This is a genomic window from Saccharothrix deserti (assembly GCF_009769385.1).
GTDB lineage: Bacteria > Actinomycetota > Actinomycetes > Mycobacteriales > Pseudonocardiaceae > Actinosynnema > Actinosynnema deserti.
In genome coordinates this window covers 352,394-375,097 of sequence record NZ_VKAB01000002.1, presented here as the reverse complement: position 1 = coordinate 375,097, position 22,704 = coordinate 352,394, and the positions used below count along the sequence as shown (strand labels likewise).

The following is a 22,704-nucleotide window of genomic DNA, read 5'->3' as shown; positions in this document are numbered from 1 at the left end:
CATTTCAGACCTGTTCCAGGAGGAACCGATGACCACGACCGCCACCATCGACACCCTGCGGGTCCCCGACGCGCTGCTGCACTACGAGGTGCGCGGCCGGGGTCCTCTCGTGGTGCTCGTCGGCGCGCCGATGGACGCCAGGTCGTTCGGGCCGCTGGCCGACCTGCTCGCCGTCGACCACACCGTGCTCACCACCGACCCGCGCGGCATCAACCGCAGCAAGGTGGACGACCCGGACCGGGACTCGACGCCGGAGATGCGCGCCGACGACCTGGCCAGGCTCATCACCCACCTGGACGCCGGTCCGGCGACCGTCCTCGGCTCCAGCGGCGGCGCGGTCAGCGTGCTGGCCCTCGTCCAGGCGCACCCAGAGCTCGTGCGCACCGCGATCCCGCACGAGCCGCCGCTGGACCAGCTGGTGGACGACCGCGCGCAGCTGCTCGCGTGGACCGACGAGATGATCGCCACCTACCTGTCCGGCGACACCATGGGCGCGTGGCGGAAGTTCATGCTCATCGCCAACCTGCACATGCCCGACGAGGTCATCGAGCACATGTTCGGCGGCGAGCGCGACCCGCAGGACATCGCCGACGAGCACTACCAGTACACGCACATGCTGAAGCCGACCGTCGAGTGGGTGCCCGACTTCGACGCGCTGCGTTCGGCGTCGACCAGGATCGTGATCGGCATCGGCGAGGACTCGGGCGAGCAGTTGTGCGTGCGCACGTCGACGGCGCTCGCGGCGGGACTCGGCATCGAGCCGACCTGGTTCCCCGGCGGCCACATCGGTTTCGCCGACGACCCGGACCGCTTCGCGACCAGGCTGCGCGAGGTCCTTCAGGAGGGCTAGGCGGTGACCCGGCGGTGGTCGACCACGACCGACAGGGCGGCCACCGCCAACCCCGCCAGGCTCAACGCCACACCGACCCACGCGGTGGAGGTGTAACCCCAGCCCGCGCTGATCGCGAGGCCGCCCAGCCACGCGCCCGCGCCGTTGGCGATGTTCAACGCCGAGTGGTTGGACGACGACGCCAGCGACGGCGCGTCGGGCGAGGCGTCCATCAGCCGGACCTGGAGCGCCGAGGCCAGGACCTGCGACACGAGCCCGATCAGGAACACGGTGCCGAACGCCATCACCGGCGAGGTGGCGGTCAGCGCGAACAGCACCAGGACGACCGTCACCGCGATCATCGAGCCGAACACCGTGCCCATGACCGAACGGTCCACGAAACGCCCGCCGACCGTGGCGCCGATCGTCATGCCGAGCCCGAACACCGCGAGCACCCACGGCACGGCGGCGAGCGACAGGCCGGTGACCTCGGTGGTGATCGGCGAGATGTAGGAGTAGACGGCGAACATGCCGCCGAACCCGATCATGCCGGTGACCAGCGCGAACCACACCTGCGGGCGGCGGAACGCGCGGAGTTCGGCGGCGACGCTCTCGTCACCGGAGGCGGGGATGCGGGGCAGCCACTTCGCCACCGCCAGCGCCGTCACGACCGCGATCACGGCCACCGCCAGGTAGGCGACGCGCCACCCGATCTGCTGACCGGCGGCGGTGGCGACCGGCACGCCGATCAGGTTGGCGAGCGTCAGCCCGACCATGATCCGGGCGACCGCCGTGCCACGCCGTTCCGGCGGCACGAGGGTGGTGGCGACCACGGCGGCGATGCCGAAGAACGCGCCGTGCGGCAGCCCGGCCACGAACCGCGCGGTCATCAACAACGTCGTGTTCGGCGCGATGGCGGACAGCCCGTTGCCGAGCGCCAACGCGATCGTCAGGCCGATCAGCAGCCCTTTGCGCGGCAGCTTCGCGGCCAGCCCGGCGATGAGCGGCGCCCCGACCACGACCCCGAGCGCGTAGAGGCTGATCGCGTGGCCGGCGGTGGGGATGGAGATGCCGAACGTGTCCGCCATCTGCGGCAACAGCCCCATGGTGGCGAACTCGGTGGTGCCGATGCCGAAGCCGCCCAACGCGAGCGCAGCCATGGCCGCCCTGCCGCCCTTGCCACCTCGACGGGTCGCGGCGGACTCAAGGGTGGTCGCGGTCATGCGTCGCTCCTGTCATCTGTCCCGTGTCGACAGTGACCGCGACGGTTGGCTGACTCGTTAGCTACTGAAACGATTTTACCGGCCCCGCCCCCGCCGGTTCCCCACCTGCCGCGTGCCCCTGCTCACACGGCGGTCAGACGGTGGTGTGCCGGGGCTTGCGCAGCACGATCACCGTGACCACGAAAGCGGCGGCGAGCAGGGCGGCGGCGATGGTGAAGGCCACGTGGTACCCGGCGGTGAGGGCGGCGGGCTCGGTGACACCGGACGCCAACTCCTCCTCGGTCCGCGCGGCGGCCAGCGTGGACAGGACGGCCACGCCCACCGCCATGCCGATCTGCTGGGTGGTGTTGAACAGCCCGGACACCAGGCCCGCGTCGTCCGGTTTCGCGTCGGACATGCCCAGCGCGGTCAGCGCGGGCAGCACCAGCCCGCCGCCCGCGATCAGCAGCATCACCGGCAGCAGGTCGGTGACGTAGTCCGCGTCCACCGGGACCGTCGTGAGCTTGAGCATCGCGCCCAGCAGCAGCACCAGCCCGACCAGCAGCACCGCACGTTCACCGAACCGCGTGTTCAGGCGGGCCGAGACGAACAACGACACACCACCGATGGCGACCGCCGCCGGCAGCATCGCCAAACCGGTGGCGAGCGCGCTGTAGTGCAACACCTTCTGCATGTAGAGCGCGACGATGATCTGGAAGGCGAACATCGCCGACAACGTCAGGATCTGCACCAGGTTCGCGCCCGTCACGTTGCGGGAACGCAGGATGCGCAGCGGCATCAACGGTGTCCCGGCCGTCGCCTGGCGGACGGTGAACCCGGCCAGCAGCGCGACCGACAGGGCGCCGAGGCCGAGGGTGTGCGGCGCCGTCCACCCGTGCTGCTCGACCTTGACCACGGTGTAGATGCCGAGCATCAGACCGCTGGTGACCAGGGCCGCCCCGAGCACGTCGGCACCGGCGGACAGGCCCGCGCCCCGGTCGGACGGCAGCGCGCGGAGCGCCAGCACGATGGTGGCCACGCCGATCGGCAGGTTGATGAAGAAGATCCAGTGCCAGCTCAGCGCGTCGGTGAGCACGCCGCCCAGGACCTGGCCGATGGACGCCCCGGCCGCGCCGGTGAAGCTGAACACCCCGATCGCCTTGGCCCGTTCGCCCGGGTCGGTGAACAGGGTCACCAGGATGCCCAGCACGACCGCCGACGCCATCGCGCTGCCCGCGCCCTGGAGGAACCGGGCGGCGATCAGCAGACCCGGCGTGGTGGCCGCGCCCGCCAGCAGCGACGCGGCGGTGAACACGGCGTTCCCGGCCAGGAACATCGTCTTGCGGCCGATCAGGTCGCCCAGCCGGCCGGCCAGGAGCAGCAGGCCGCCGAACGCGATCAGGTACGCGTTGACGGTCCAGCTCAGGCCGGCGGGGGAGAAGCCGAGGTCCCGCTGGATGGCGGGCATGGCGACGGTGACGATGCTGCCGTCGAGGATCGTCATCAGCATCGCGGCGGACAGCACGACCAGCGCGGACCAGCGGTTCACGCGGGGCGTTTCGAGCGGTGTTGCGAGGGTGGACGACATGGGTCTCTCCTGTTCCGACGACGACAGGAGGAACCGTAGCGGATAGTTTTGTTACAGACAATCCCTCTCGGGCTTACCTGGTGCTCTCGCGCACCCGTCGGGCGACCTGGAACCCCGCGACGGGAGTGGCCAAATGGCCGGTGACCAGCAGGTTCATCGCGTGCAGGAGGGCGTCGCGATCTTTCTTCGGCAGCGACTCCAGCGCCGCCCGGTGCACGCCGTCCACGATCTCCTGGCTGCGTTTCGCCAGCTCCGCGCCCTTCTCGGTGACGGCGATGATCCGGGCCCGCCGGTCGGTGGTGGACTGCCGGCGCTCGGCCAGACCCGCCTTCTCCAGCGCGTCGACCGTGACCACCATCGTGGTCTTGTCCATGTCGCCGACCTCGGCCAACTGGATCTGCGTGCGCTCCCCTTCGAGGGCGTGGACGAGCACGCAGTGCATGCGCGCCGTCAGGCCGATCTCGGCCAGCGCCGCCGCCATCCGGGTGCGCAGCACGTGCGCCGAGTGTTCGAGGAGGAACGACAGGTCGGATTCGGTGCGGGCTGGGGCCATGGCGGACATGGCCCCAGTCTAGCTACCGGGACAACACCGGATTATCCGCAAGAAACCTGGTTACAGCGGTGGGTGGGCGTTGCGCAGCAGTTCCCGGAACTGCGCCGAGTGCCAGTACCGGGCCGGTGGGGAGTCCGGCCACGCACCGGTCGGTTTCGGGGTCGCGCCCGGCCAACCCTCGTACAGCGGGTCGCACATCCGGTTGTGGACCTCGTCCTCGATCGGCAACGGGATGCTCGCGCCGTCCGACTCCCCCGGCGGCTTCATCCACACGTACGCGTCGACGCCGCGCGCCGGCGCCGCGACCGGCCGTTCGCCGAGACCGGTGCCGGTCTGGTTGCACCAGTTGGTGATCCGCAGCCTGCGGTCGATCCGGCCGCCCTCCACGTACGCCTCCGCGTGGGTCTCCGGGCCGGGGCCGGTCGGCCGGTTCGGACCGCCCCAACCGTTGCGGGAGGTGTCGATCAGCACGCCGACGCGCGGGTGGAAGCCCGCCGCGACCAGCTCCTGCCGGAAGACCTCCACAAAGGACAGCTCGTCGATGAACGGGTTCCAGTCCACCCACCTGGTCTGCAGGATCGGCTGGCCGGCGATGACGTCCTTGACGATGAACTCCTCGCGCAGCACCGAGTAGTCGGCGGTGTTGGCGATGAAACCGTGCACGTTCGCCGTCGTGCTGCCGCCCGCGTTCGCCGCCCTCAGCAGCAGGTCCCGCGTGGGCAGGCGGTCTTCGTCCCAGCCGATGTTGCCGTGGTGGCCGATGTCCAGGTAGTTGTACACGTTCGGGATCGCACCCAGCTTCGCCAGCGCGTACCCGATGCCCTCGACGTAGGCGCCGTTCGCCTTGACCGTCTCGCACAGGGGGGTGGCCCACGGGCGCGGCTGGGTGTGCGTGACGAGGAACGGCAACGAGTTGGGCTCCACGACCGCGACGATCCGCAGCCGCGCGTACGCCGGGTCGGCCAGGGTCGAGGCGACGGGGTCGATGAACTCCCGCTGGTAACGCGCCAGCTCGCCCGGTCCCAGCTCGCCGTTGCTGGACAGCCGACCGCAGTCCCGGCCGGGCAGGTCGTAGAGCACCAGCTGGATCACGTCGGCGTTCTGGCGAAGGGCTTCGTCCAGGTGCGCGCGCAGGGTCATCCGGCCGTGCCAGCCGTGGAGGGACGCGATGTTGTGCAGCCACACGCCGGTCGGCTGCCCGGCGACGGCCGCACCGCCCGGTTCGGCGGCGGCGTGCGAGGACCACTCCGGGTTCACGTAGGCGCGGGCGCCCAGGTACGGGTTGTCCACGCGTCGTGTCGGCGTGCCTTCCGCGGTGCCGACCGCCGGACCGGCGGCCAGTGCGACCGCCGTGAGCAGGTGGCCGACGCGTATGAGGAACCTCATGAACTGCTACCTCCGGTGATCACAACGATGTGAGGGAGGCGGTGTGCTTCACACCGTACCGCGCGGGGTCAACGCATTCGAGAGCGCTCCCATGACAACAGCGGACAGAAAGCGCGTCGAGGCTTCCGGTCGGCGGGTCCCTTTCGGTAGACCGTTGGGCAGTCGACGGGTGGGGGACGCGGTGCGCGTGGTCACGGCGGGGTTGGCGGTCGTTCTGCTGGCGGGTCCGGCGGCTACGTCACGTTCGACACCTCCCAGGACGACGACGTGCGCGTGCGCGTCGGCATCTCGTACACCAGCGCCTCGGCGGCCAGGCGCAACCTGGACCGCGAGATCCGCCCGCACGACGGCGTGGAGGACATCGCCGCCGACGCCCGCCGCGAGTGGGCGCGGCAGCTGCGCGCGGTCGAGGTCTCCGGCGGCACGGACGCGCGGCGCACCACCTTCTACACCGCCCTCTACCACGCGTTCCTGCAACCCAACGTGACCAGCGACGTGGACGGCACCTACCTCGGCAGCGACCGCCGGGTCCACCGCCTGGAACGCGGCCAACGCGCCCAGTACGGCAACTTCTCCGGCTGGGACCAGTACCGCGCCCACACCCAGCTCCTCGCCCTGCTCGAACCGGGGATCGCCTCCGAGGTCTACCGGACCGGTCCGAACGGGCTGCCCGGCAACGACGATCTCGGCACCATGTCGGCGTGGTACGTGTTCGCCGCGCTGGGTGTGTACCCGCAGACGCCGAGCCGGGCGGAACTGCTGTTGTCGAGCCCGATGTCCCCCAAGGCCAGGATCAACCGGGACGGCGCGCCGACCATCACCGTCAGCGCGCCCGGCGCGTCGCCTTCCAACGTCTACGTGCACGGCGTGACGCTCGACGGTCGCGCGCACGGCAAGTCGTGGCTGTCGGAGCGGTTCGTGACCCACGGCGGTGACCTGGTCGTGGACGTCGCCGCAACCCCCGACACGTCGTGGGGCACCACGGACCTGCCCGTCGACCACGTGCCCCCGGCAAAACCGTTCGCCCTCGGCGGGACCGCGCCCTAGCCTCCGGACGTGACCGATTTCGGTGCCGAGCTGTTCGACCGGGTAGCCGCCGACTACGACCGCTCGGTGCCGTTCTTCGCCACGTTCGGCCACCGGCTGGTCGAGTGGGTGGGCCCGGCGCGCGGTGCACGGGTGCTCGACCTGGGCGCGGGACGGGGCGCGGTGACCGCGGCGCTCGTCCGGGCGGGCTGTTCGGTGGTGGCGGGTGACGTGTCGACGGCGATGCTCGACGCGCTGCGCGAAGCCGTGCCCGAAGTGCCCGCGCGGCTGCTGGACGCCCAGGACCTCGACCTGCCCGACGCGTCGTTCGACGTGGTGCTCAGCGGTTTTCTCGTGCACGTCCTGCCCGATGCCGACGCGGCGTTCGCCGAGGTGGCGCGGGTGCTCAAGCCCGGTGGGGTGTTCGCGTTCTCGGTGCCGGGCCCCAGCGCGGACGCCGGCTGGTGGGCGGCGTACGGGAGGATCGTGGACGAGTTCGCGCGCCGGGTCCGCGACTCGACGCCGTACGAGCCGGTGACGTGGGAATCCCGCGCCGATCGTGCGGGCCTGCACCACGTCTCCCGCACCACCACCGAAGTGTCGTTGCCGATCGACGGGCCCGAGGCGCACTGGGCGTGGCTGATGTCGCACGGCAACCGTTGGCTGTACGACGCGCTGGACCCCGCGGACCGCACCGATTTCCGCAGCCGGGTGCTGCGCGGTCTCCGTGAGGACCACCCGGCGGGCGGGACCCGGCTGATCGCCGGCGCGGAGTTCCACCGGATCGTCAAACCCTGACGGTCGCCAAGTCCCGTCTATGACTTTCGTCAAGGGTGACTCTGGCCGATCGCCAGATGTCCCGGCACCGCACCGATTCCTAGATTCACAACCATGAAAGCCACCCTGCTCGGCCCGCTGGCCGGCGTCGTGATCGCCGTCGCGGCAACGCTTGCCCCGCACCCGGCCGCCCACGCCGAACCGACCCCGACCAGCATCGACGACTACATGGCCGAAGCCGTGCACGGCACCGGACTGCCCGGTCTGTCGGTGGTGGTGACCAAGGGCGACCGACTCGTCCACGCCGCCGGCTACGGCCACGACTCCTCGGGCGCCCCCGTCACGGCGGACACACCGATGCGGATCGCCTCGGTCAGCAAGTCGTTCACCGCCATGGCGGTGATGACCCTGGTCGAGGACGGCCGGATCACGCTCGACGCCCCGGTCGTCGACCAGTTACCGGGCTTCACCATGGCCGACTCCCGCCACGAGAACGTCACGGTCCGGCACCTGCTGAACCAGACGTCGGGCTTCTCCGACACCACGATCGACGTGACGGCCCTGGAGGACGCGACATCGCTCGCCGAGTACACCGCCGGACTGGGTTCCGCGTCGCTGGCCGCCGACCCCGGGACCCGCTACGAGTACTGCAACGTCAACTACGACCTGGCCGCCCGCCTGGTGGAGGTGGCGAGCGGCCGATCCTTCGGCGAGTACCTGAAGGACCGGGTCTTCGGCCCGCTGGGCATGTCGCGCAGCACGGTGTCCTCACAGGAGATCGCACCGGCCGACGGCTACAACTCGGTGTTCGGCGCCTGGCTCTCCAGACGCGAGCTGCCCGGCTTCCTGGACTCCAGCGGCGGCGGCGGAGTCATCACCACGGCCGCGGACATGGGCAAGTGGCTGATCAGCCAGACCGGCAACGGTGCGCAGCTCGTGTCGCCGGAGGGCCTGCGAACCATGCACACATCGTCCACTGTGGACGACTACGCCATGGGCTGGATGCCGGACGAGGGCCCGGGTGGCGTGGAGATGCTGGTGCACCCCGGGAACCTGTTCACCTACGCGGCGGTGCAGGCCGTCGTGCCCGGCAGTGGGTACGGGGTCGCGGTCATGACCAACAGCGCGTCGTTGCACGACGACACGTACGACATCCTCAACGGGCTGGTCGCGCTGAGCCAGGGACGGCAACCGGACGAGGTCGGCGGCGGCCGACAGCTCGTCGAACTGGTGCTCGGCCTGATCGCGTTGGCAGCCGTGGGACTCGGCGTCCTGGGCGTGTGGCGTTCACAGCGGTGGGCACGACGCCGTGCCGGCGCGGCGCCGTGGCGGGTCGCCCCGCGTTTCGTCCCGTTACTCCTGCCGGCGGCCGTGTTCGCGGCCTACCCGGACCTGATCTCGATCGTGGTGAACGGCCGCACCGTGACCTGGGCCCAACTGACCTACTTCGCGGCACCACTGACGATCACCCTCCTCTTACTGGCACTGTCCGGCACGACGACCGCGATCGCCCGCCTGATCCGCTTGCGCTCGGCGACCGGGACGACCGGTCAGTCCCGGGGCAGGTAGCCGTGCAGGGCGGTGGCGGCTTCGAGCATCGCCATCGCTTGGCGGGTCAGGTCGGCTTCTCGGGCGGTGATGGCGTCCCGCAGCGCTTCGGTGCCGCCCGAGCTGCGGAATTGGTCCATGATCGGCTTGATCACGGGCAGCGGGTACCGGCTTTGCCGGAGTGTGGCCACCAGGCGTGCGTCGCGGACGTCGGTCGGGCCGTAGCGGCGGTGGTGGTCCGTGTCGCGTTTGGGGGCCAGCAGGCCGGCGGTCTCCCACACCCGGAGCGCCGACGGGCGGATGCCCAGCCGGGCGGCCAGTTCCCCTACCCGCAGACCGGTTCGCGGCACGGTGTCCGGTGGGTGTCCGGCGACCGCCTCCAGCGCCTCGGCCGTGGCCCGCAACGCCTGCCGCTGCTCGTGCACTGCCGCGTGCACCGCATCGATCCGCGCCAGCGCCAGGGCCGGCGAGCCGGCGTGGATCGCGCGCATGATGGACCTGGCCGCGTCCCACCCGTAACCCCGACCCAGCGCCCGGTACGTCACCAATGCCTGCCGGTGCCGTTCGTCGAACATCCGGTAACCCGCCGGGGACCGTTCGGCCGGCGGGAGGACCCCCGCGTCCAGGTAGTTGCGCACCTGCTGGGCCGAGATGCCCGCCACCCGTGCGAGGTCCACTGGACGCAGTTGCACGACGGCACCCCCGGTAGGCAGTCGACTTCAACCGAATTTGAAGGTTGCGAGGCAGTCTACCCAGCTGGGCCGGAGGAGATTCCCGAAAAGTCTCAACAACGAACTTCAACGATACGGTTGAAGGCATGAAAACCAACGACGACCAGCGGGAACCGTCGGTTGTGGAAACGCGCGGCCTGCGCATGCGGTACGGCTCCACCGACGTCCTGAAGGGAGTGGACCTGACCGTCGGACCCGGCGAGGTGGTGGCGTTGCTCGGCCCCAACGGCGCGGGCAAGACGACGACCATCGAGATCCTGGAGGGCTTCCGCAAGCGGTCGGCGGGCGACGTGAGGGTGCTCGGCGTGGACCCGGACGACGGCGACGAGGCGTGGCGGGCCCGGCTGGGCGTGGTGCTGCAATCGTGGCGCGACCACGGCCGGTGGCGGGTGCGGGAACTGCTGTCCTACCTGAGCCTGTTCTACGGGCCCTACCGGGAGCGGGTGTTCGACCCGGACGAGTTGATCGACGTCGTCGGCCTCACCGGGCACCGCGACAAGAGGATCGGCACCCTCTCCGGCGGTCAACGGCGGCGGCTGGACGTCGCGGTCGGTCTGGTCGGACGGCCGGACCTGCTGTTCCTGGACGAGCCGACGGTCGGCTTCGACCCCGAGGCCAGGCGGGAGTTCCACGAGCTGGTGCGCCGCCTGTCCGGCACCACGATCCTGCTCACCACGCACGACCTGACCGAGGCGGAGAAACTGGCCGACCGGATCGTCATCCTGGTGTCCGGCCGCGTCGTGGCCGACGGCACGGCGGCGGAACTGGCCGCCCGGATCGCGGGCAAGGCCGAGGTGCGGTACCGCCTCGACGGCGAGGAGCACGTGCTGTCCGTGGCGGACTCCACCGGGTACGTGCGCGAGCTGTTCGCCGAGCACGGCAAGGCCGTGGACGACCTGGAGGTGCGCCGCCCCAGCCTGGAGGACGTCTACCTGGCGCTGGTCCGCGAGTCCGAGCAGTCCGAGCTGGTGACCGCGTGAACCCCCGGGCGGTGGCCGTGCGCGCCGGCGTGCGGCGTGGGCGGATCGAGTTCGGCCAGACCATGACCAACGCCGGCGAGCTGATGGGCTGGCTGTGGCTGCCGGTGGTGGCGCTGGTCGTGATGTACGCGTTCGGCGACGGCTCGGTGCCGGGTGTCGACTTCCCGCTGGGCGCGCAGGCGGTGCCCGGCATCCTCGCGATGCACGCCGTGTTCACCGGCCTGATGGGGTTGGCGCTGGCGCTGACCATGGACCGCGAGGACGGCACGCTGCTGCGCGCGAAGGCCACCCCGAACGGCGTGTTCGCCTACGTCGTCGGCAAGGTGCTCGGCAAGGCGGCGGTGACGACCGCCCTGCTGGTGCTCGTGCTGGTCCCGGCGGTGCTCGTGTTCGACGGCCTGGAACCGGGCCGGGTGTCGACGTGGCTGACGCTGAGCTGGGTGCTGGTGCTCGGCCTGCTCGCGATCCTGCCGATCGGGACGATCCTGGGCGCGTTGTTCGGCAACACCCAGAGCCTCGGCTTCGTCACCCTGCTGATCATGGGCATGGTGGTGGTGTCGGGCGTGTTCTACCCGATCACCGCGCTGCCGGGGTGGTTGCAGTGGATCGGCCAGGCGTTCCCGATGTACTGGCTGGGACTCGGCCTCCGGTCGGCCCTGCTGCCGGACGCCCTCGCGGCGGCGGAGATCGGCGGCTCGTGGCGGCACCTGGAAACCGTGGTCGCGCTCGGCGCCTGGGCCGTCGTCGGCTTCGCGCTGGCGCCCGTGGTGTTGCGCCGCATGGCACGCCGTGAATCGGGCTCCTCGGTCGCGGCGCGCCGGGAGCAGGTGGCGCAAAGGCCTAGCTGAACAACGTCGTCAGCTCACCGCGCTGCAACGACCCGAGCACCCGGCCGATCCTCGCGTCCGGTGCGGTCGGCGCGAGCACCCGCACCACGCCGGTCTGGTCGGCGGGCTGGTCGGCCGTCGCACCGGGCAGGGTCGCCGACCAGGGCGCGGCTTCGAGGTTGGTCCGCACGCGGTCCATGAGGGCGTTGGGGTTCTCGTCGGGCACGCACACGACTTCGGTGGCCTCACCCGCCGGGGTCGTGCGCACGCCCGCCGCCACCGGCAGCCCGCTCTTCGGCTTGCTGATCAACGCCGCCGACACCTCGCCCAGGCACCGCGCCAGCTCCCCGATCATGGGGTCCGCGGCCAGCGACCCGTCACCCGAGGGCTCGGTGATCCACTTCAACGCCTCGCCGGTGGGGGAGTGGGTCACCGCGCCCGCCTCCACGCGGACCTGCTGGAACCCGGTCACGATCCCGGCCCGCGCCAACGGGCCGTCCGACTTCGGCTCGCCGTCGCCGGCGGTGGTCCAGGTGCCCGAATCGGCACGTCGACCGCCCAGCGCGGCGAGCTTGGCGTCCACCGCCGCCACGTCGACGTCCATGCGCAGCACGGCGGCCCACGTCGGCGGCTGCCCGACCCGCAGCGCCGTCGTGGCCAGCGTCGGGTCGAACCCGAGCAGATCCGGCAATACCCGGCTGCGCCCGAAGAGGTCCGAATACCCGTAGCCCTGCAAGGGGCCGAAGCGCCCGGCGTCCTTCACCAGGAGCGCCCGGACGGCCGCCACGTCGCCGTACTCGACCAGCACGGACGACTCGTCGGTGGCCCGAGCGCCCGCCAGCGCGCCGAGCAGCCCGGTCGCCGGCGGCGACTGCGGCACGTCGGCCTCGGCGGCGCACCCGGCCAGCAGGACCGCCACCAACGCCACGCTTGAACGCCTGTTCACCGATCGGATGGTAGGGCGACGGGCCGGTCTCCACGCCCGTTTTCGCCGAAGGCGTCGGCGAACGCGGCAAGGACAGGGGTGTCCCGCGACCGGTCCAGCACGGCGAACACGACGTGGTCGAAGAACCGGTTGTCCCGCAACGACGTGCGGAACGCCGCCGCCACGACCGCCGGGTCGTTGCCGAACACACCGCACCCCCATGCGCCGAGCACCAGCCGCCGGTGCCCGTGCGCGGCGGCAACCCGCAGAACACGTGCCGCACGCCGCCGCAGAACCGCGGGAACAGCGGCCACGTGCTCGGGCTGACCGCGCACGATCGCGCCGAAGTTCGGCGCGGCGGCGGTGAGGAACGAGACCCGGTACGGCTCCGGCAGGAACGCGCCCTTGTCGTCCCGGAACACCGGCACGGACGGCGAGTAGATCACGCGATCGCTGTAGGTGAGCTCGGCGTGCGCGCGGTGGTGCGCGTAGAAGTCGCCCGCCGCCAACAGGCACGGGTACAGCGCCGAACCGCGGGCCACGCTCTCCTCCTGCGCCTGCGCGCCGTTGAGGAACCCGCCGCCGGGGTTGCGCGCCGACGCGAACACCAGGCACGCGACGTCGCCGCCCAGCCGCCGGGTGGCGGCCAACGTCGACTCGTTCGTCACGTCGATCCGCGCGTCGCCGACGGGCTCCGGCAGCACGAGCGGATCGTCCGGCGCGTAGAGACGGGTTCCGGCCACGGCGTGCGCGACGTCCGCGCGCACGTCGACCTCGCCCGTCCCGACCCGGTAGGAACCGCGTTCCGCGATGGCCACCGTGTCCCGGGCGATGGCCCGCAGTCGACTGCTCACGCCGGTCATCGTGAGCGTCGACGCCCACCGCCCGCAAACGAGATCAGGCCGGGATCTCCACCGCGATCTCCTCGCCCAACCGCGCGCCGCCCAGCAGGTCCAGCTCGTCACCGCTCCAGAACCGGCCCGGGTCGTACCAGTTGGCCCGGCGGCCGGAGGGCAGCAGCCCCATCGCCTCGTACGTCACCGCGACGACCTCCGCGCAGTACGCGGTCTCCAACGTGGTGTCGGCCGCCTTCCGCAGGTTCGGCAACCTGCCCCGCAGCCACCTCGTGGCCAGCCGCGCGGTCGACGGGAACGGCGTGCCGTTGAGCCGCGCCACCGTCTTCAACACCGCGTCGTCCTCCTCACGGGTCGTCGCACGGTCCAGTTGGCGCAGCCACGCCCGCTGCCCGTACTTCCGCGCCCACACCAGCACCGCCTCGCGCAGGTCGTGCAGCTGCACCCCGCGGTGGTGGGTGCCGGTCCACACGTCCGGCAGCGAGCGGCCCAGCTCGGCGTGCCACATCAACGGCGGCAGGTCCTCGACCGCCACGGTCATGCCCACGTGGTTGACCGGGCTGTTGGTGGTCACCCGGATCGCCCGGTCGGCCACCGAGGTGCCGCGGAACAGCCACACGTCGCCGGTTCGGGTCAGCTCGACCGCCTCGTCCAGACCGATCTTCGTTCCAGCCATCCCGGTAGCCTAGGCAGATGCGCTGGTGGAAGCTGCTCGGCCTGGCCGGTGTCGCGGGTGTCGCGGCGACCGGTGTGGTGATCGCGCGCGCGGAGCGCAAACGCCGCGCCTACACGCCCGACGAGATCCGCGAACGGCTGCACGCCCGGGTCGACCAACCCGGCGCACCCGAATGACCCGCCGACCCCGCCCCTCGTGATGGGGCCGCCGCCGAGCAGGACCGACGGCAGCGTGGACACAGCGTCGGTGATCGAGGCGTTCGGGTCCTGACACTGTCGGCCGCCGACGGGTGGGAGTTACCGTCGAACCGGGTACCAGTGGGGGACAGGTGCCCGGCGGCGGTGGAGGAGGCGGCTCGTGGGAACCGGTGGGGTGGTCGCGACCGCGGCGCTGGCCGGCGCGCTCGCCGCCGGCGCGGGCGGGCTGTCCGTGCCCGACCCGGACGACATCTGGGAGGACACGGGCCTGCGCGTGGTGGACCGGGCGACCAGAGCGGACGGTGAGTGCGCGCCGCACTCGTTCGGCCAGGTGCAGGAGCTGCTGAAGGCCACGCCGTGCGCCGCGCTCGACCGGATGCTGTTCACGCTCACCGACGACAAGGGCGGCACGATCGTCGTGTTCATGGCGTGGATCGAGTTCGACGACCGCGCCGAGGCCCGCGAGTTCAAGCGGGTCGAGGACATCCACGGCACCGGTGACATCACCCCGCTGTCGGGATCGTTGCTGCAGATCAACGACGTGCCGTTCACCGCGCACAACTACGACTCCGACGTGCTCGACGGCGTGACCGTCGTCATCGCGGAGACGGAGACCGTGACCGGCGGGTTCACCGCCGGCTACCTGGACGACATCGCGAGCGTCGCGGTCCTCACACCCCGCCCGTAGCCCCGATTCCCCGCACCCGCCTCGAAACCGGCCCGCGACAGGGAATACTCCGCACGAGCCCCCGACCGCCGTCGGGTGATCGACCCCGCTGTCGGGACGCCCCGTGATCGATCGGCAGAATGGGCGCGGAGGAGGTGCGAGTGATCCGCTGGGTTGTGGTCGTCGGGTCGATGGCCTCCCTGCTGGCCGCCGTCGTCGTCGCCGTCGCGCCGGCCGAGGAGGGCACGACGATCCGGCCCGTGGCCGAGTGCTCGGAGCTGGTGGGCGAGTTCGACCTGCCCGGCACCCGCGCGCACGTGACGCAGGCCGAACCGGTGCCGGAGCGCAACGAGCCCGCGCACTGCGCCGTGCTCGGGTACGTCGAGCCCGAGGTGCGGTTCCAGCTGAAGCTGCCGACCACCGACTACACCGGCCGCTATCTGCAGTACGGCTGCGGCGGCCTCTGCGGTGAACTCGTGCCGCCCGCGTTCCCCGACTGCGGCCCGGAGATCGGCGGCCTCGCGGTCGCCGCCACCGACGGCGGCCACGTCGGGCAGGGTCCGATGCGGTCGAGCGACGGCAGGTGGGCCGCCGCCAACCAGGCAGCCCGCGACGACTTCGCGTTCCGCGCCCCGCACGTGGTGTCGATGGCGGCCAAGCGGGTCATCGAGGACTTCTACGGCGAGCCGCCCGCGTTCTCGTACTTCGCCGGCTGCTCCAACGGCGGCCGTGAAGGGCTGCTGCTGGCCCAGCGCTACCCGCACGACTTCGACGGCATCATCGCCGGTTCGCCCGCCAACTACCAGAGCCCGGTGATGATCTACCAGGCGTGGCTGTCGCGCACCAACACCGACCCGAACGGCCGGCCCGTGCTCACCGCCGACCAGCTGCCCGCGCTGCACGACGCCGTCATGCGGCACTGCGACCGCATCGACGGCCTGGTGGACGGCCAGATCGACGACCCGCGCCGGTGCGACTACGACCCCGCCCCGCTGCTCTGCCCCGCCGGCGCCGACCAGCCGACGTGCCTCACCCCGGCGCAGGTCGACGTGGTGCGCAGGCTGTACGCGGGCCCCACCGACGCCCACGGCGTCCGGCTCTACCCGGCCGGCCAGGAACGCGGCTCCGAACTCGCCTGGCTGGGCTGGCTCGTCCCCGACGAATCGGGCAACCCCACCCTGTCGGCGCGGCTCGCGGACAACTTCCTGAAGCAGATCGGCTACCCGATCGGCACACCGCACTCGTCGTTGGCCGACATCGGGTTCACCGTCCAGGAGTTCATCCGGCTCAACGCCGAGGGCGTGCGGGGCAGCGCGATGAGCCTCGACCTGGGCGAATTCCGCCGCGCGGGCGGCAGGCTGATCCTCTGGCACGGCTGGGGCGACCAGGGCATCCCGCCGCGCGGCCTGCTCGACTACTACGAGCGACTCGCGCGGGGCGACGACGACATCCGCAGCTGGGCGCGGGTGTTCATGGTGCCCGGCATGTACCACTGCGGCGGCGGCGACAAGCTGACCGGCGTCGACCCCATCCGCGAACTGCTGGCGTGGGTCGAGCAGGGCACCGCGCCGGACCGGATCCTCGCCACCGGCCGCGACGCCTCGGGCGAGGTCGTCCGCACCCGCCCGGTGTTCCCGTACCCGCTGACCGCCCGGTACGACGGCACCGGCAGCATCGACGACGCGGCGAACTTCGAGCCCGCACCGCCGTCCGGCCCGACCGGTGACGCGGTCGACTGGGTCGGCCTCTACCTGCACCGCAAGCCCGGCCCGGTCGCGCCCTGACCCCCTCGCCGAACCGGAAATTTCGGACTTCCGCGTTTTAAACGCCCACGATCGGGCTACCCCGGATGGCGCTGAGCGATCGGCGCGCGGTTCGGGGCAGACCGGGGGTGGGATGGTGGTGCGTGGTGGAGTGGGAATTCGAGGACGACGACGCCGTGCGCGAACTCCTCGCCTACGTCTCGCAGGTGACCCGCGCGCTAGGGCTCAGCGGTGAGTGTTCGTACGTGCAGGCGGACGGCTCGTACCTGAGCGCGTACCTCGCCCTGGACGGCCACCTGCCGGGGTTCGCCGACCGGGACGTGGCGCTGCTGTGGGACGAGGAACGCGGCTGGGCGGTCGCGGTGGAGACCGACAGCGCCGAACCGCCGTTCGTGCTGGCCAGGCTGCGCGGCCCGGTGCGCCCGGAGCCCACGGCCGTGGCGCGGTGGGTGGACGACCTGGACCTGGTGCCCGACGACGGACTGCTGACCGCCCGCTGACCCGCGCGCCGCTGTCCGGGACAGCGTCCGAACGGCCGGACAACCTGTGTCCGGGCCCGCCGTTTCGCTGGGTTCCCCGACATGGGGGGCACGGTGCGGTTGGCGATCCTGGGGCCGGTCGAGGTGGCGCACGCGGGCCGCCTCATCCCCGTGCCCGGCCCGCAGCTGCGGTGCGTGCTGGCGGTGCTCGGTTCCGAAGCCGGCCGGGTCGTGCCGGTGGCGCGGTTGGCGGAGGCGCTGTGGGACGTGCCGCCGCCCACCGCCCGCGGCACGCTCCAGGTCTACGTGTCGCGGCTGCGCAAGCTGCTCGGCGGGCTGGGCGTCGGACTGGTCAGCGCGGGCGGCGGCTACCGGCTCGCCATCGACCCGGACGACGTCGACCTGCACCGGTTCCGCTCGGTCACGGCGGAAGCGCGGGCCTGTCCGGACGTGGCGGTGCGACGGCGGCTGCTCGCGGCGGCCCTGGCCGAGTGGCGCGGCGTCGCGCTGGCCGACACCGCCGACGGCCCGCTGCGCGACCGGCTGGTCGTCGCGCTCGCCGAGGAACGCCTGGCCGCCCTGGAGGACCGGATCGAGGCCGACCTGGAACTGGGCCGGCACCACGACGTGGTCGGCGAGCTCACCGCGCTGGCCGCCGAACACCCCGGCCGGGAACGGGTGGCGGGCGCGTTGATGCTCGCCCTGCACCGCTGCGGCCGGCGGGTCGAGGCCCTGGAGGTCTACCGGCGGCTGCGCGGGCTGCTCGTCGAGCACGCCGGCGTCGAACCGGGCGCGGACCTGCGGCACCTGCACCAGCGGCTGCTCGACGACGCCGACACCGCGACCCCCGCCGCCGCGCCCACACCCCGCCAACTGCCCGCCGCCGGTGGACTCGTCGCCCGCGACGACTACCTGACCGCGTTGGACGACCTGCTCGCCACACCCACCACCGGACCCGTCGTGATCGCGCTCGTCGGCACACCCGGCGTCGGCAAGACCGCGCTCGCGCTGCACTGGGCGCACCGCGTCACCGACCGGTTCCCCGACGGCCAGCTCTACGCCGACCTCGGCGGCCACGGCGCCGGCGAACCCGTGCCGCCCCGCGCGGTGCTGGCCGAGTTCCTGCACGCACTGGGCGTGCACCGCGACCACGTGCCGGAGAGCGAGGCCGAACGGTCGGCGCTGTGCCGGTCACTCCTCGCCGACCGCCGGGTCCTGGTGGTGCTGGACAACGCCCGGTCGGCCGAACAGGTCCGGCCGCTGCTGCCCGGCGCGACCGGGTGCGCGGTCGTGGTGACCAGCCGCGCCGAACTCGCCGGGCGCGCGGCCCGCGACGGCGCCCACCCGTTCGCCGTCGTGCCGCTGTCACCGGACGACGGGGTGGCGTTGCTGCGCGCTGTGTTGGGCAGGCGGGTGGACGCCGAGCCGGTCGCCGCCGCACGACTGGTCGCCCTGTGCGGCGGCCTGCCGCTGGCGCTGCGGGTCGCGGCGCACCGGGCCGTGCGGCGGCCCGCCGTGACGCTCAAGGCGCTGGCCGGGCAGTTGGCCGACGAGACCAGGCGGATCGACCTGCTGTCACCACCCGACGACCCGTCCTCCGCCGTCCGGGCCGTCTTCTCGTGGTCGTACCAGGCGCTACCGTCGGACGTGGCGTGCCTGTTCCGGCGGCTGAGCGCGCTACCGGGACCGGATTTCGACGCGGAGGCCGCGTCCGCGGCGGCAGGGGCGGACGTGCACGACCAGCTCGCCGTGCTGGCCTCCGGGCACCTGGTGGAGGAGATCGGACTCGACCGCTACCGGCTGCACGACCTGCTGCGCGTGTACGCCGCCGAGCCGGCCGATCCCGAGGAGAGACGCGTCGCCGTGGTCCGGGTGCTCGACCGGTACCTGGAGCGGGCGACGACGGCGGTGGCCGCGGTCGAGACCGACGCGGACTCCGGCGACCGCGACACCGCCGCGCGGTGGCTGGAGACCGAACGGCACAACCTCGTCGCGGCCACCCGCCTCGCCGCCTCCGCCGGACTGCACGAACACGCCTGGCGGCTGCCGAACGTGCTGTGGCGGCACTGGTTCACCCTCGTCCTGGTGGACGACTGGACCGCCACCCACGAGATCGGCCTGGCATCCGCACGCGTCCTCGGCGATCCCCGCGTGCAGGCCGAACTGCTGAACGCCCTCGGCGTCGCCCACCACACGGCCCAACGGCACGCCGACGCGTTGGACGCCTACGAAGAGGCGTTGGCACTGCGGGAAGAACTCGGCGACCACGCGGGCGCGGCCCGGACGTTGACCAACATCGCCATCGTGCACTACCTCACCGGCCGGTACCGCGACGCGGTCGAACAGGGCGACCGGGTGCTGGCACTGCGGCTCGACCTGGACGACGCGTTCGGCGAGGCCGTCGCCCACACCGCGCTGGGCGGCTTCCACCTCAGGCTCGGAGACACGACCCGCGCCTTCGACCACGGCCAGCGCGCCCTGACCGCGTTCGAGAAACTCGTCAACCGCTTCGGCATCGCCGCCGCCACCCTCAACCTCGGACACGTCCACCGCCAGGCCGGAGAACCCGACCGCGCGACCGCCCACTACCGCGACGCTTTGGTCCGGTTCCGCGAACTCGGCGCCCACCGGCACGAGGGGGAGGCGTTGTGCGGGCTGGGATCGGTGCACTTGGCGCGCGGGCAGTTGAGCCAGGCGCGTGACCACCTCGACGCGGCGTTGGCGGTCAGCGCGGTCGTGGACGACCTGCCGTTGCGCGGCGAGGTCCGGCACCAACTGGGCCTCCTGCGCCTCGCCACCGGCGAGCCGGAACTGGCGTTGCGGCACTTCGAATACGCCCGCCGGGTGGGGGACCGGTACGAGGAAGCACGCGGACACCACGGGGCCGCACGGGCGGAGTGCGCGTTGGAGCGGCACGACGAAGCCGTGCGCTCCTGGCGTGCGGCGGCCGAGGGGTTCACGTCGCTCGGCGTCCCGGACCGAGCCGCACCGGACTGCCCGGTGTGCGCGACGGCCGTTCAGCCCGCTGCTCCACGTTGTCCCGACGCAGCTCGGCCTCGGTCTCGCGGACCCGCTCGACCGTCCACTCGGGATGGTTGAACTCGGTCGCCCCCATTGGCGCGTCGTGGATCGCGCTCCGCGCGGCGGCGTAGGACGCCACGATCCCCGTGCCGTCCCGCACCACCCAGTGCCCGGCCAGATCCGTCGCGTCGGCCTCGCGCGGGTCGAACAACTCCACCACTCGGTTCCTCCTCAGTCCCCTCGTCGAAGCGAACACGCTAACGACACCGGCACGACAGGGTCGTGTGCTTTAGGTGTGTGCCTTTCGGTGTGCCAGGGCGGTGAACAGGGACGGGGCCGCAGGCGATTGCCTGCGGCCCCGTTGGCGGAAACCCGCCGGGCGTCACCGGGCGACCGGCCGGAGGTCACGCCCGGAGGCGGTGAGGTGTTCCCAGGTCCGGCCGCGCTGGCTGGGCGGCGCCGATCCGTCCGCCGTGCACGTCGGGTACACCAGGCCGTAGGGGGTGGGTTGGTGGAACAGATCTCCGCTGCGGATGTCGATCAGGTCCCGCGAATCCATCACGACCTCCCGTCGGAAGAGGTGGAGGTGCCCATGTCCTGCTCCTCGTTGAACCGGGTGGGGACGTGTGGATACCCCTTGAGCAGGACTGATATGCCCAAGGCACTGCGACGTCAGGGTGAATCCGGAGTGTGGTCGTCAGCGCTTGTGGTGTGCGACTTCCTGCTCGGCGTCGTCGGCCGGAGGGATGCCCCGGTCCACGTGGTCGGCGTGGAAAAGTGCTTGTGCCAGCAGGGATTTCACGTGGTCGTTGGCGGCGGAGTAGTAGACGAACGTGCCCTCCCGCCGGCCCTTCACCAGACCCGCGAGGCGCAACTTGGCCAGGTGCTGGCTGACCGCGGTCGGCGCGGCGCCCGCCAGCCCGGCGAGGTGCGCCACCGACGACTCGCCCTGGAGCAGTGCCCAGAGGACCTTGATCCGGGTGGGATCGGCCAACAGGCGGAACGACTCGGCGGCCAGGTGGACCTGCTCGTCGTTGGGCATGTCGAAGTCCGACAGCGCGCTGTGCATGGCCGCAAGCCTACCTACTTGCGTATCTGCGTGACTGCGCAGGTATGCTGACAAGGGATCTCACACGCGGGCCGACCAGAGGGGTGGAACGGTGACGGGCAGAGCACACGATCACAGCCACGGTCACGGGCATGGCCACGGCCACGGCCACCGTTCGGCGGACCGCGTGGACAACGCGCTGGAGGGCAGCAAACGCGGCATGCGTGCCCTGGTGATCTCCTTCGCGGCACTGTTCGTCACGGCGGTCGCGCAAGCGGTGTTGGTGCTGGTCACCGGCTCGGTGGCACTGCTGGGCGACACCGTCCACAACTTCGCCGACGCCCTCACGTCCGTCCCGCTGGCCATCGCCTTCGTGCTGGGCCGCCGCGCCGCGTCCCGCCGCTTCACCTACGGCCTGGGCAGGGCGGAAGACCTGGCCGGCGTCGCCGTCGTGCTCGTGATCGCCGCGTCGGCGGCGTTCGCCGGGTACGAGTCGGTGCGCGGCCTGCTGGACCCGCAACCCGTGCGGCACCTCTGGGTCGTGGCGGCAGCCGGCGTGGTCGGCTTCCTGGGCAACGAACTGGTCGCCCGCTACCGGATCCGGATCGGCCAGGAGATCGGCTCGGCCGCCCTGGTCGCCGACGGCATGCACGCCCGCACCGACGGCTTCACCTCACTCGCGGTGGTGCTGGGCGGAATCGGCGTGGCCCTGGGCTTCCCCGCCGCCGACCCGCTCGTCGGCCTGGGCATGACGATCGCCATCCTGTTCGTCCTCCGCGACGCCGCAGCCGAAGTCTTCGGCCGCCTGCTGGACGCGGTCGACCCGGCATCGGTGGACCTCGCCGAACACGCCGCCGCACAGGTCGACGGCGTGGTGCGGGCCGAGCGCGTGCGCATGCGGTGGACCGGGCACGTGCTGCGCGCCGAACTGGCGATCGCGGTGGACGCGGGCCTCAGCGTCGAGCAGGGCCACCGCATCGCCCACGAGGTCGAGCATCACCTCAAGCGCGCAGTCCCGCGCCTGGCCGCCGTCACCGTGCACACCGAGCCCGCCACCGCGCCCGCCTGACCCATCGCGCCCGACTCCGTGTCCGCCGCTGCCGATGCCTTGCCCGCCGCGCTGCCGCCTCCTTCTTTCCCGGCAACGTCAATGGTGTGCTGAAAGTTGCCCATTGACGCTTGATTAGCTCGTCCGGGTGATCTTGTGTGCGGGCTCAGGGCAGGGGAGGGATCTCCAGGGCCAAGGTGATCAGGGAGTGCACGCGGGTCGCGATGGCCGCCAGCACGCCGTGCGCTTCCGGTGACGCCGATTCGGCCGCCGCCTGCAGCGCCCGCAGGTCCTCGTCGATCCGGTCCAGGATGGGGCCGACGTCGGCCTGCCGGGTGTTGAACGCGGTCGCGATCTCGTCCAGCGGCACGCCCTGCACCTCCAGCCGCTGCACGAGGTGGATGCGTTCCACGTCACCGGGTTCGTAGAGCCGGTAGTTGCCGGCCGTCCGCTGCGCCGGCGAGATCAGCCCGAGGCTCGTGTAGTAGTCGACGGTCCGGATGCTGACGCCGGCCCGAGCGGCCAACTCGCCGATCTTGAGCAGGACCTCGGTCACCTCGCCTCCACCCCAACCGTACA

At 71.9% G+C, this 22,704-nt stretch carries 23 protein-coding genes; 12 read left to right on the top strand and 11 right to left on the bottom strand.

Going from position 1 to position 22,704, the window contains the following annotated elements; all coding sequences use genetic code 11:
* The first annotated feature begins 28 nt into the window (after nt 1-28).
* On the top strand, nt 29-850 hold the full coding sequence (locus FM051_RS16420) for an alpha/beta fold hydrolase (protein ID WP_158843812.1): 822 nt from the start codon (nt 29-31) through the stop codon (nt 848-850).
* Here the strand turns inward: FM051_RS16420 and FM051_RS16415 are convergent.
* The 4 genes from FM051_RS16415 to FM051_RS16400 all read right to left on the bottom strand — a co-directional run bounded on the left by FM051_RS16415 (nt 847) and on the right by FM051_RS16400 (nt 5,558).
* Nucleotides 847-2,052 (bottom strand): MFS transporter, encoded by a 1,206-nt coding sequence (locus FM051_RS16415; RefSeq protein WP_158843811.1) that lies wholly within the window; start codon nt 2,050-2,052, stop codon nt 847-849. The two genes, FM051_RS16420 and FM051_RS16415, sit on opposite strands and share 4 nt — an antisense overlap.
* Nucleotides 2,053-2,185: 133 nt before the next feature.
* Entirely contained in the window at nt 2,186-3,619 is a 1,434-nt protein-coding gene (locus tag FM051_RS16410) for a DHA2 family efflux MFS transporter permease subunit (protein ID WP_158843810.1), read from the bottom strand.
* 73 nt (nt 3,620-3,692) lie between these two features.
* Nucleotides 3,693-4,181, bottom strand: coding sequence for a MarR family winged helix-turn-helix transcriptional regulator (locus tag FM051_RS16405; RefSeq protein WP_158843809.1), 489 nt, complete (start codon nt 4,179-4,181; stop codon nt 3,693-3,695).
* 51 nt (nt 4,182-4,232) lie between these two features.
* Complete coding sequence (locus FM051_RS16400; RefSeq protein WP_158843808.1) at nt 4,233-5,558, bottom strand: glycoside hydrolase family 6 protein; 1,326 nt, start codon at nt 5,556-5,558, stop codon at nt 4,233-4,235.
* 267 nt (nt 5,559-5,825) lie between these two features.
* Here FM051_RS16400 and FM051_RS16395 point away from each other — a divergent pair, with 267 nt between their 5' ends.
* From FM051_RS16395 to FM051_RS16385, 3 genes are all read left to right on the top strand, one after another.
* A complete protein-coding gene (locus FM051_RS16395) occupies nt 5,826-6,605 on the top strand; it encodes a glycoside hydrolase domain-containing protein (protein ID WP_158843807.1) in 780 nt (259 codons plus the stop codon).
* A 9-nt stretch (nt 6,606-6,614) separates the two neighbouring features.
* Nucleotides 6,615-7,382 carry a class I SAM-dependent methyltransferase gene (locus tag FM051_RS16390; protein ID WP_158843806.1) on the top strand — a complete coding sequence of 256 codons (768 nt, stop codon included), beginning with the start codon at nt 6,615-6,617 and terminating at the stop codon, nt 7,380-7,382.
* 93 nt (nt 7,383-7,475) lie between these two features.
* Nucleotides 7,476-8,930 (top strand): serine hydrolase domain-containing protein, encoded by a 1,455-nt coding sequence (locus tag FM051_RS16385; protein WP_158843805.1) that lies wholly within the window; start codon nt 7,476-7,478, stop codon nt 8,928-8,930.
* On the opposite strand, the gene FM051_RS16380 is transcribed toward FM051_RS16385, so the two are convergent.
* Nucleotides 8,912-9,601: a MerR family transcriptional regulator gene (locus FM051_RS16380; RefSeq protein ID WP_238412426.1), complete on the bottom strand. Its 690-nt coding sequence runs from the start codon at nt 9,599-9,601 to the stop codon at nt 8,912-8,914. The two genes, FM051_RS16385 and FM051_RS16380, sit on opposite strands and share 19 nt — an antisense overlap.
* A gap of 125 nt (nt 9,602-9,726) precedes the next feature.
* Here FM051_RS16380 and FM051_RS16375 point away from each other — a divergent pair, with 125 nt between their 5' ends.
* Entirely contained in the window at nt 9,727-10,620 is an 894-nt protein-coding gene (locus FM051_RS16375) for an ABC transporter ATP-binding protein (protein WP_158843804.1), read from the top strand.
* Entirely contained in the window at nt 10,617-11,468 is an 852-nt protein-coding gene (locus FM051_RS16370) for an ABC transporter permease (protein WP_158843803.1), read from the top strand. The genes FM051_RS16375 and FM051_RS16370 overlap by 4 nt, the downstream gene beginning before the upstream one ends.
* Here FM051_RS16370 and FM051_RS16365 read toward each other — a convergent pair.
* The 3 genes from FM051_RS16365 to FM051_RS16355 are packed head-to-tail and all read right to left on the bottom strand — an operon-like array spanning nt 11,461 to nt 13,902.
* Nucleotides 11,461-12,393: a hypothetical protein gene (locus tag FM051_RS16365; protein ID WP_158843802.1), complete on the bottom strand. Its 933-nt coding sequence runs from the start codon at nt 12,391-12,393 to the stop codon at nt 11,461-11,463. The genes FM051_RS16370 and FM051_RS16365 overlap by 8 nt on opposite strands.
* Complete coding sequence (locus FM051_RS16360; RefSeq protein ID WP_158843801.1) at nt 12,390-13,226, bottom strand: TIGR02452 family protein; 837 nt, start codon at nt 13,224-13,226, stop codon at nt 12,390-12,392. The genes FM051_RS16365 and FM051_RS16360 overlap by 4 nt, the downstream gene beginning before the upstream one ends.
* A 43-nt stretch (nt 13,227-13,269) precedes the next feature.
* Nucleotides 13,270-13,902: a hypothetical protein gene (locus tag FM051_RS16355; protein ID WP_158843800.1), complete on the bottom strand. Its 633-nt coding sequence runs from the start codon at nt 13,900-13,902 to the stop codon at nt 13,270-13,272.
* Nucleotides 13,903-13,919: 17 nt separating this feature from the next.
* On the opposite strand from FM051_RS16355, the gene FM051_RS50520 reads away from it, so the two are divergent.
* The 5 genes from FM051_RS50520 to FM051_RS16335 all read left to right on the top strand — a co-directional run bounded on the left by FM051_RS50520 (nt 13,920) and on the right by FM051_RS16335 (nt 20,107).
* Nucleotides 13,920-14,078: a hypothetical protein gene (locus FM051_RS50520; RefSeq protein ID WP_202918863.1), complete on the top strand. Its 159-nt coding sequence runs from the start codon at nt 13,920-13,922 to the stop codon at nt 14,076-14,078.
* Nucleotides 14,079-14,259: 181 nt separating this feature from the next.
* Nucleotides 14,260-14,787, top strand: coding sequence for a hypothetical protein (locus FM051_RS16350; protein ID WP_158843799.1), 528 nt, complete (start codon nt 14,260-14,262; stop codon nt 14,785-14,787).
* Between the two features lie 140 nt (nt 14,788-14,927).
* A complete protein-coding gene (locus FM051_RS16345) occupies nt 14,928-16,550 on the top strand; it encodes a tannase/feruloyl esterase family alpha/beta hydrolase (RefSeq protein WP_338019477.1) in 1,623 nt (540 codons plus the stop codon).
* 125 nt (nt 16,551-16,675) lie between these two features.
* A complete protein-coding gene (locus tag FM051_RS16340; protein WP_158843798.1) occupies nt 16,676-17,029 on the top strand; it encodes a DUF6292 family protein in 354 nt (117 codons plus the stop codon).
* Nucleotides 17,030-17,110: 81 nt separating this feature from the next.
* On the top strand, nt 17,111-20,107 hold the full coding sequence (locus tag FM051_RS16335) for an AfsR/SARP family transcriptional regulator (protein WP_158843797.1): 2,997 nt from the start codon (nt 17,111-17,113) through the stop codon (nt 20,105-20,107).
* Between the two features lie 304 nt (nt 20,108-20,411).
* Here FM051_RS16335 and FM051_RS16330 read toward each other — a convergent pair whose 3' ends face one another.
* Nucleotides 20,412-20,588, bottom strand: a complete 177-nt coding sequence (locus FM051_RS16330) for a hypothetical protein (protein WP_238412425.1) — start codon at nt 20,586-20,588, stop codon at nt 20,412-20,414.
* A 138-nt stretch (nt 20,589-20,726) separates the two neighbouring features.
* Nucleotides 20,727-21,098 (bottom strand): ArsR/SmtB family transcription factor, encoded by a 372-nt coding sequence (locus FM051_RS16325; RefSeq protein ID WP_158843795.1) that lies wholly within the window; start codon nt 21,096-21,098, stop codon nt 20,727-20,729.
* Nucleotides 21,099-21,189: 91 nt separating this feature from the next.
* Between FM051_RS16325 and FM051_RS16320 the strand changes: the two genes are divergently transcribed.
* Nucleotides 21,190-22,146 carry a cation diffusion facilitator family transporter gene (locus tag FM051_RS16320; protein WP_238412424.1) on the top strand — a complete coding sequence of 319 codons (957 nt, stop codon included), beginning with the start codon at nt 21,190-21,192 and terminating at the stop codon, nt 22,144-22,146.
* A gap of 145 nt (nt 22,147-22,291) precedes the next feature.
* Here the strand turns inward: FM051_RS16320 and FM051_RS16315 are convergent, their stop codons facing one another.
* Nucleotides 22,292-22,681: a helix-turn-helix domain-containing protein gene (locus FM051_RS16315; RefSeq protein WP_158843794.1), complete on the bottom strand. Its 390-nt coding sequence runs from the start codon at nt 22,679-22,681 to the stop codon at nt 22,292-22,294.
* Nucleotides 22,682-22,704 lie beyond the last annotated feature (23 nt).

Coding starts and splice junctions, on each gene's coding strand:
- FM051_RS16420 (WP_158843812.1), top strand. CDS start 29: ATGACCACGACCGCCACCATCGACACCCTGCGGGTCCCCGACGCGCTG.
- FM051_RS16405 (WP_158843809.1), bottom strand. CDS start 4,181: ATGTCCGCCATGGCCCCAGCCCGCACCGAATCCGACCTGTCGTTCCTC.
- FM051_RS16415 (WP_158843811.1), bottom strand. CDS start 2,052: ATGACCGCGACCACCCTTGAGTCCGCCGCGACCCGTCGAGGTGGCAAG.
- FM051_RS16325 (WP_158843795.1), bottom strand. CDS start 21,098: ATGCACAGCGCGCTGTCGGACTTCGACATGCCCAACGACGAGCAGGTC.
- FM051_RS16410 (WP_158843810.1), bottom strand. CDS start 3,619: ATGTCGTCCACCCTCGCAACACCGCTCGAAACGCCCCGCGTGAACCGC.
- FM051_RS16400 (WP_158843808.1), bottom strand. CDS start 5,558: ATGAGGTTCCTCATACGCGTCGGCCACCTGCTCACGGCGGTCGCACTG.
- FM051_RS16355 (WP_158843800.1), bottom strand. CDS start 13,902: ATGGCTGGAACGAAGATCGGTCTGGACGAGGCGGTCGAGCTGACCCGA.
- FM051_RS16330 (WP_238412425.1), bottom strand. CDS start 20,588: ATGGATTCGCGGGACCTGATCGACATCCGCAGCGGAGATCTGTTCCAC.
- FM051_RS16375 (WP_158843804.1), top strand. CDS start 9,727: ATGAAAACCAACGACGACCAGCGGGAACCGTCGGTTGTGGAAACGCGC.
- FM051_RS50520 (WP_202918863.1), top strand. CDS start 13,920: ATGCGCTGGTGGAAGCTGCTCGGCCTGGCCGGTGTCGCGGGTGTCGCG.
- FM051_RS16385 (WP_158843805.1), top strand. CDS start 7,476: ATGAAAGCCACCCTGCTCGGCCCGCTGGCCGGCGTCGTGATCGCCGTC.
- FM051_RS16335 (WP_158843797.1), top strand. CDS start 17,111: ATGGGGGGCACGGTGCGGTTGGCGATCCTGGGGCCGGTCGAGGTGGCG.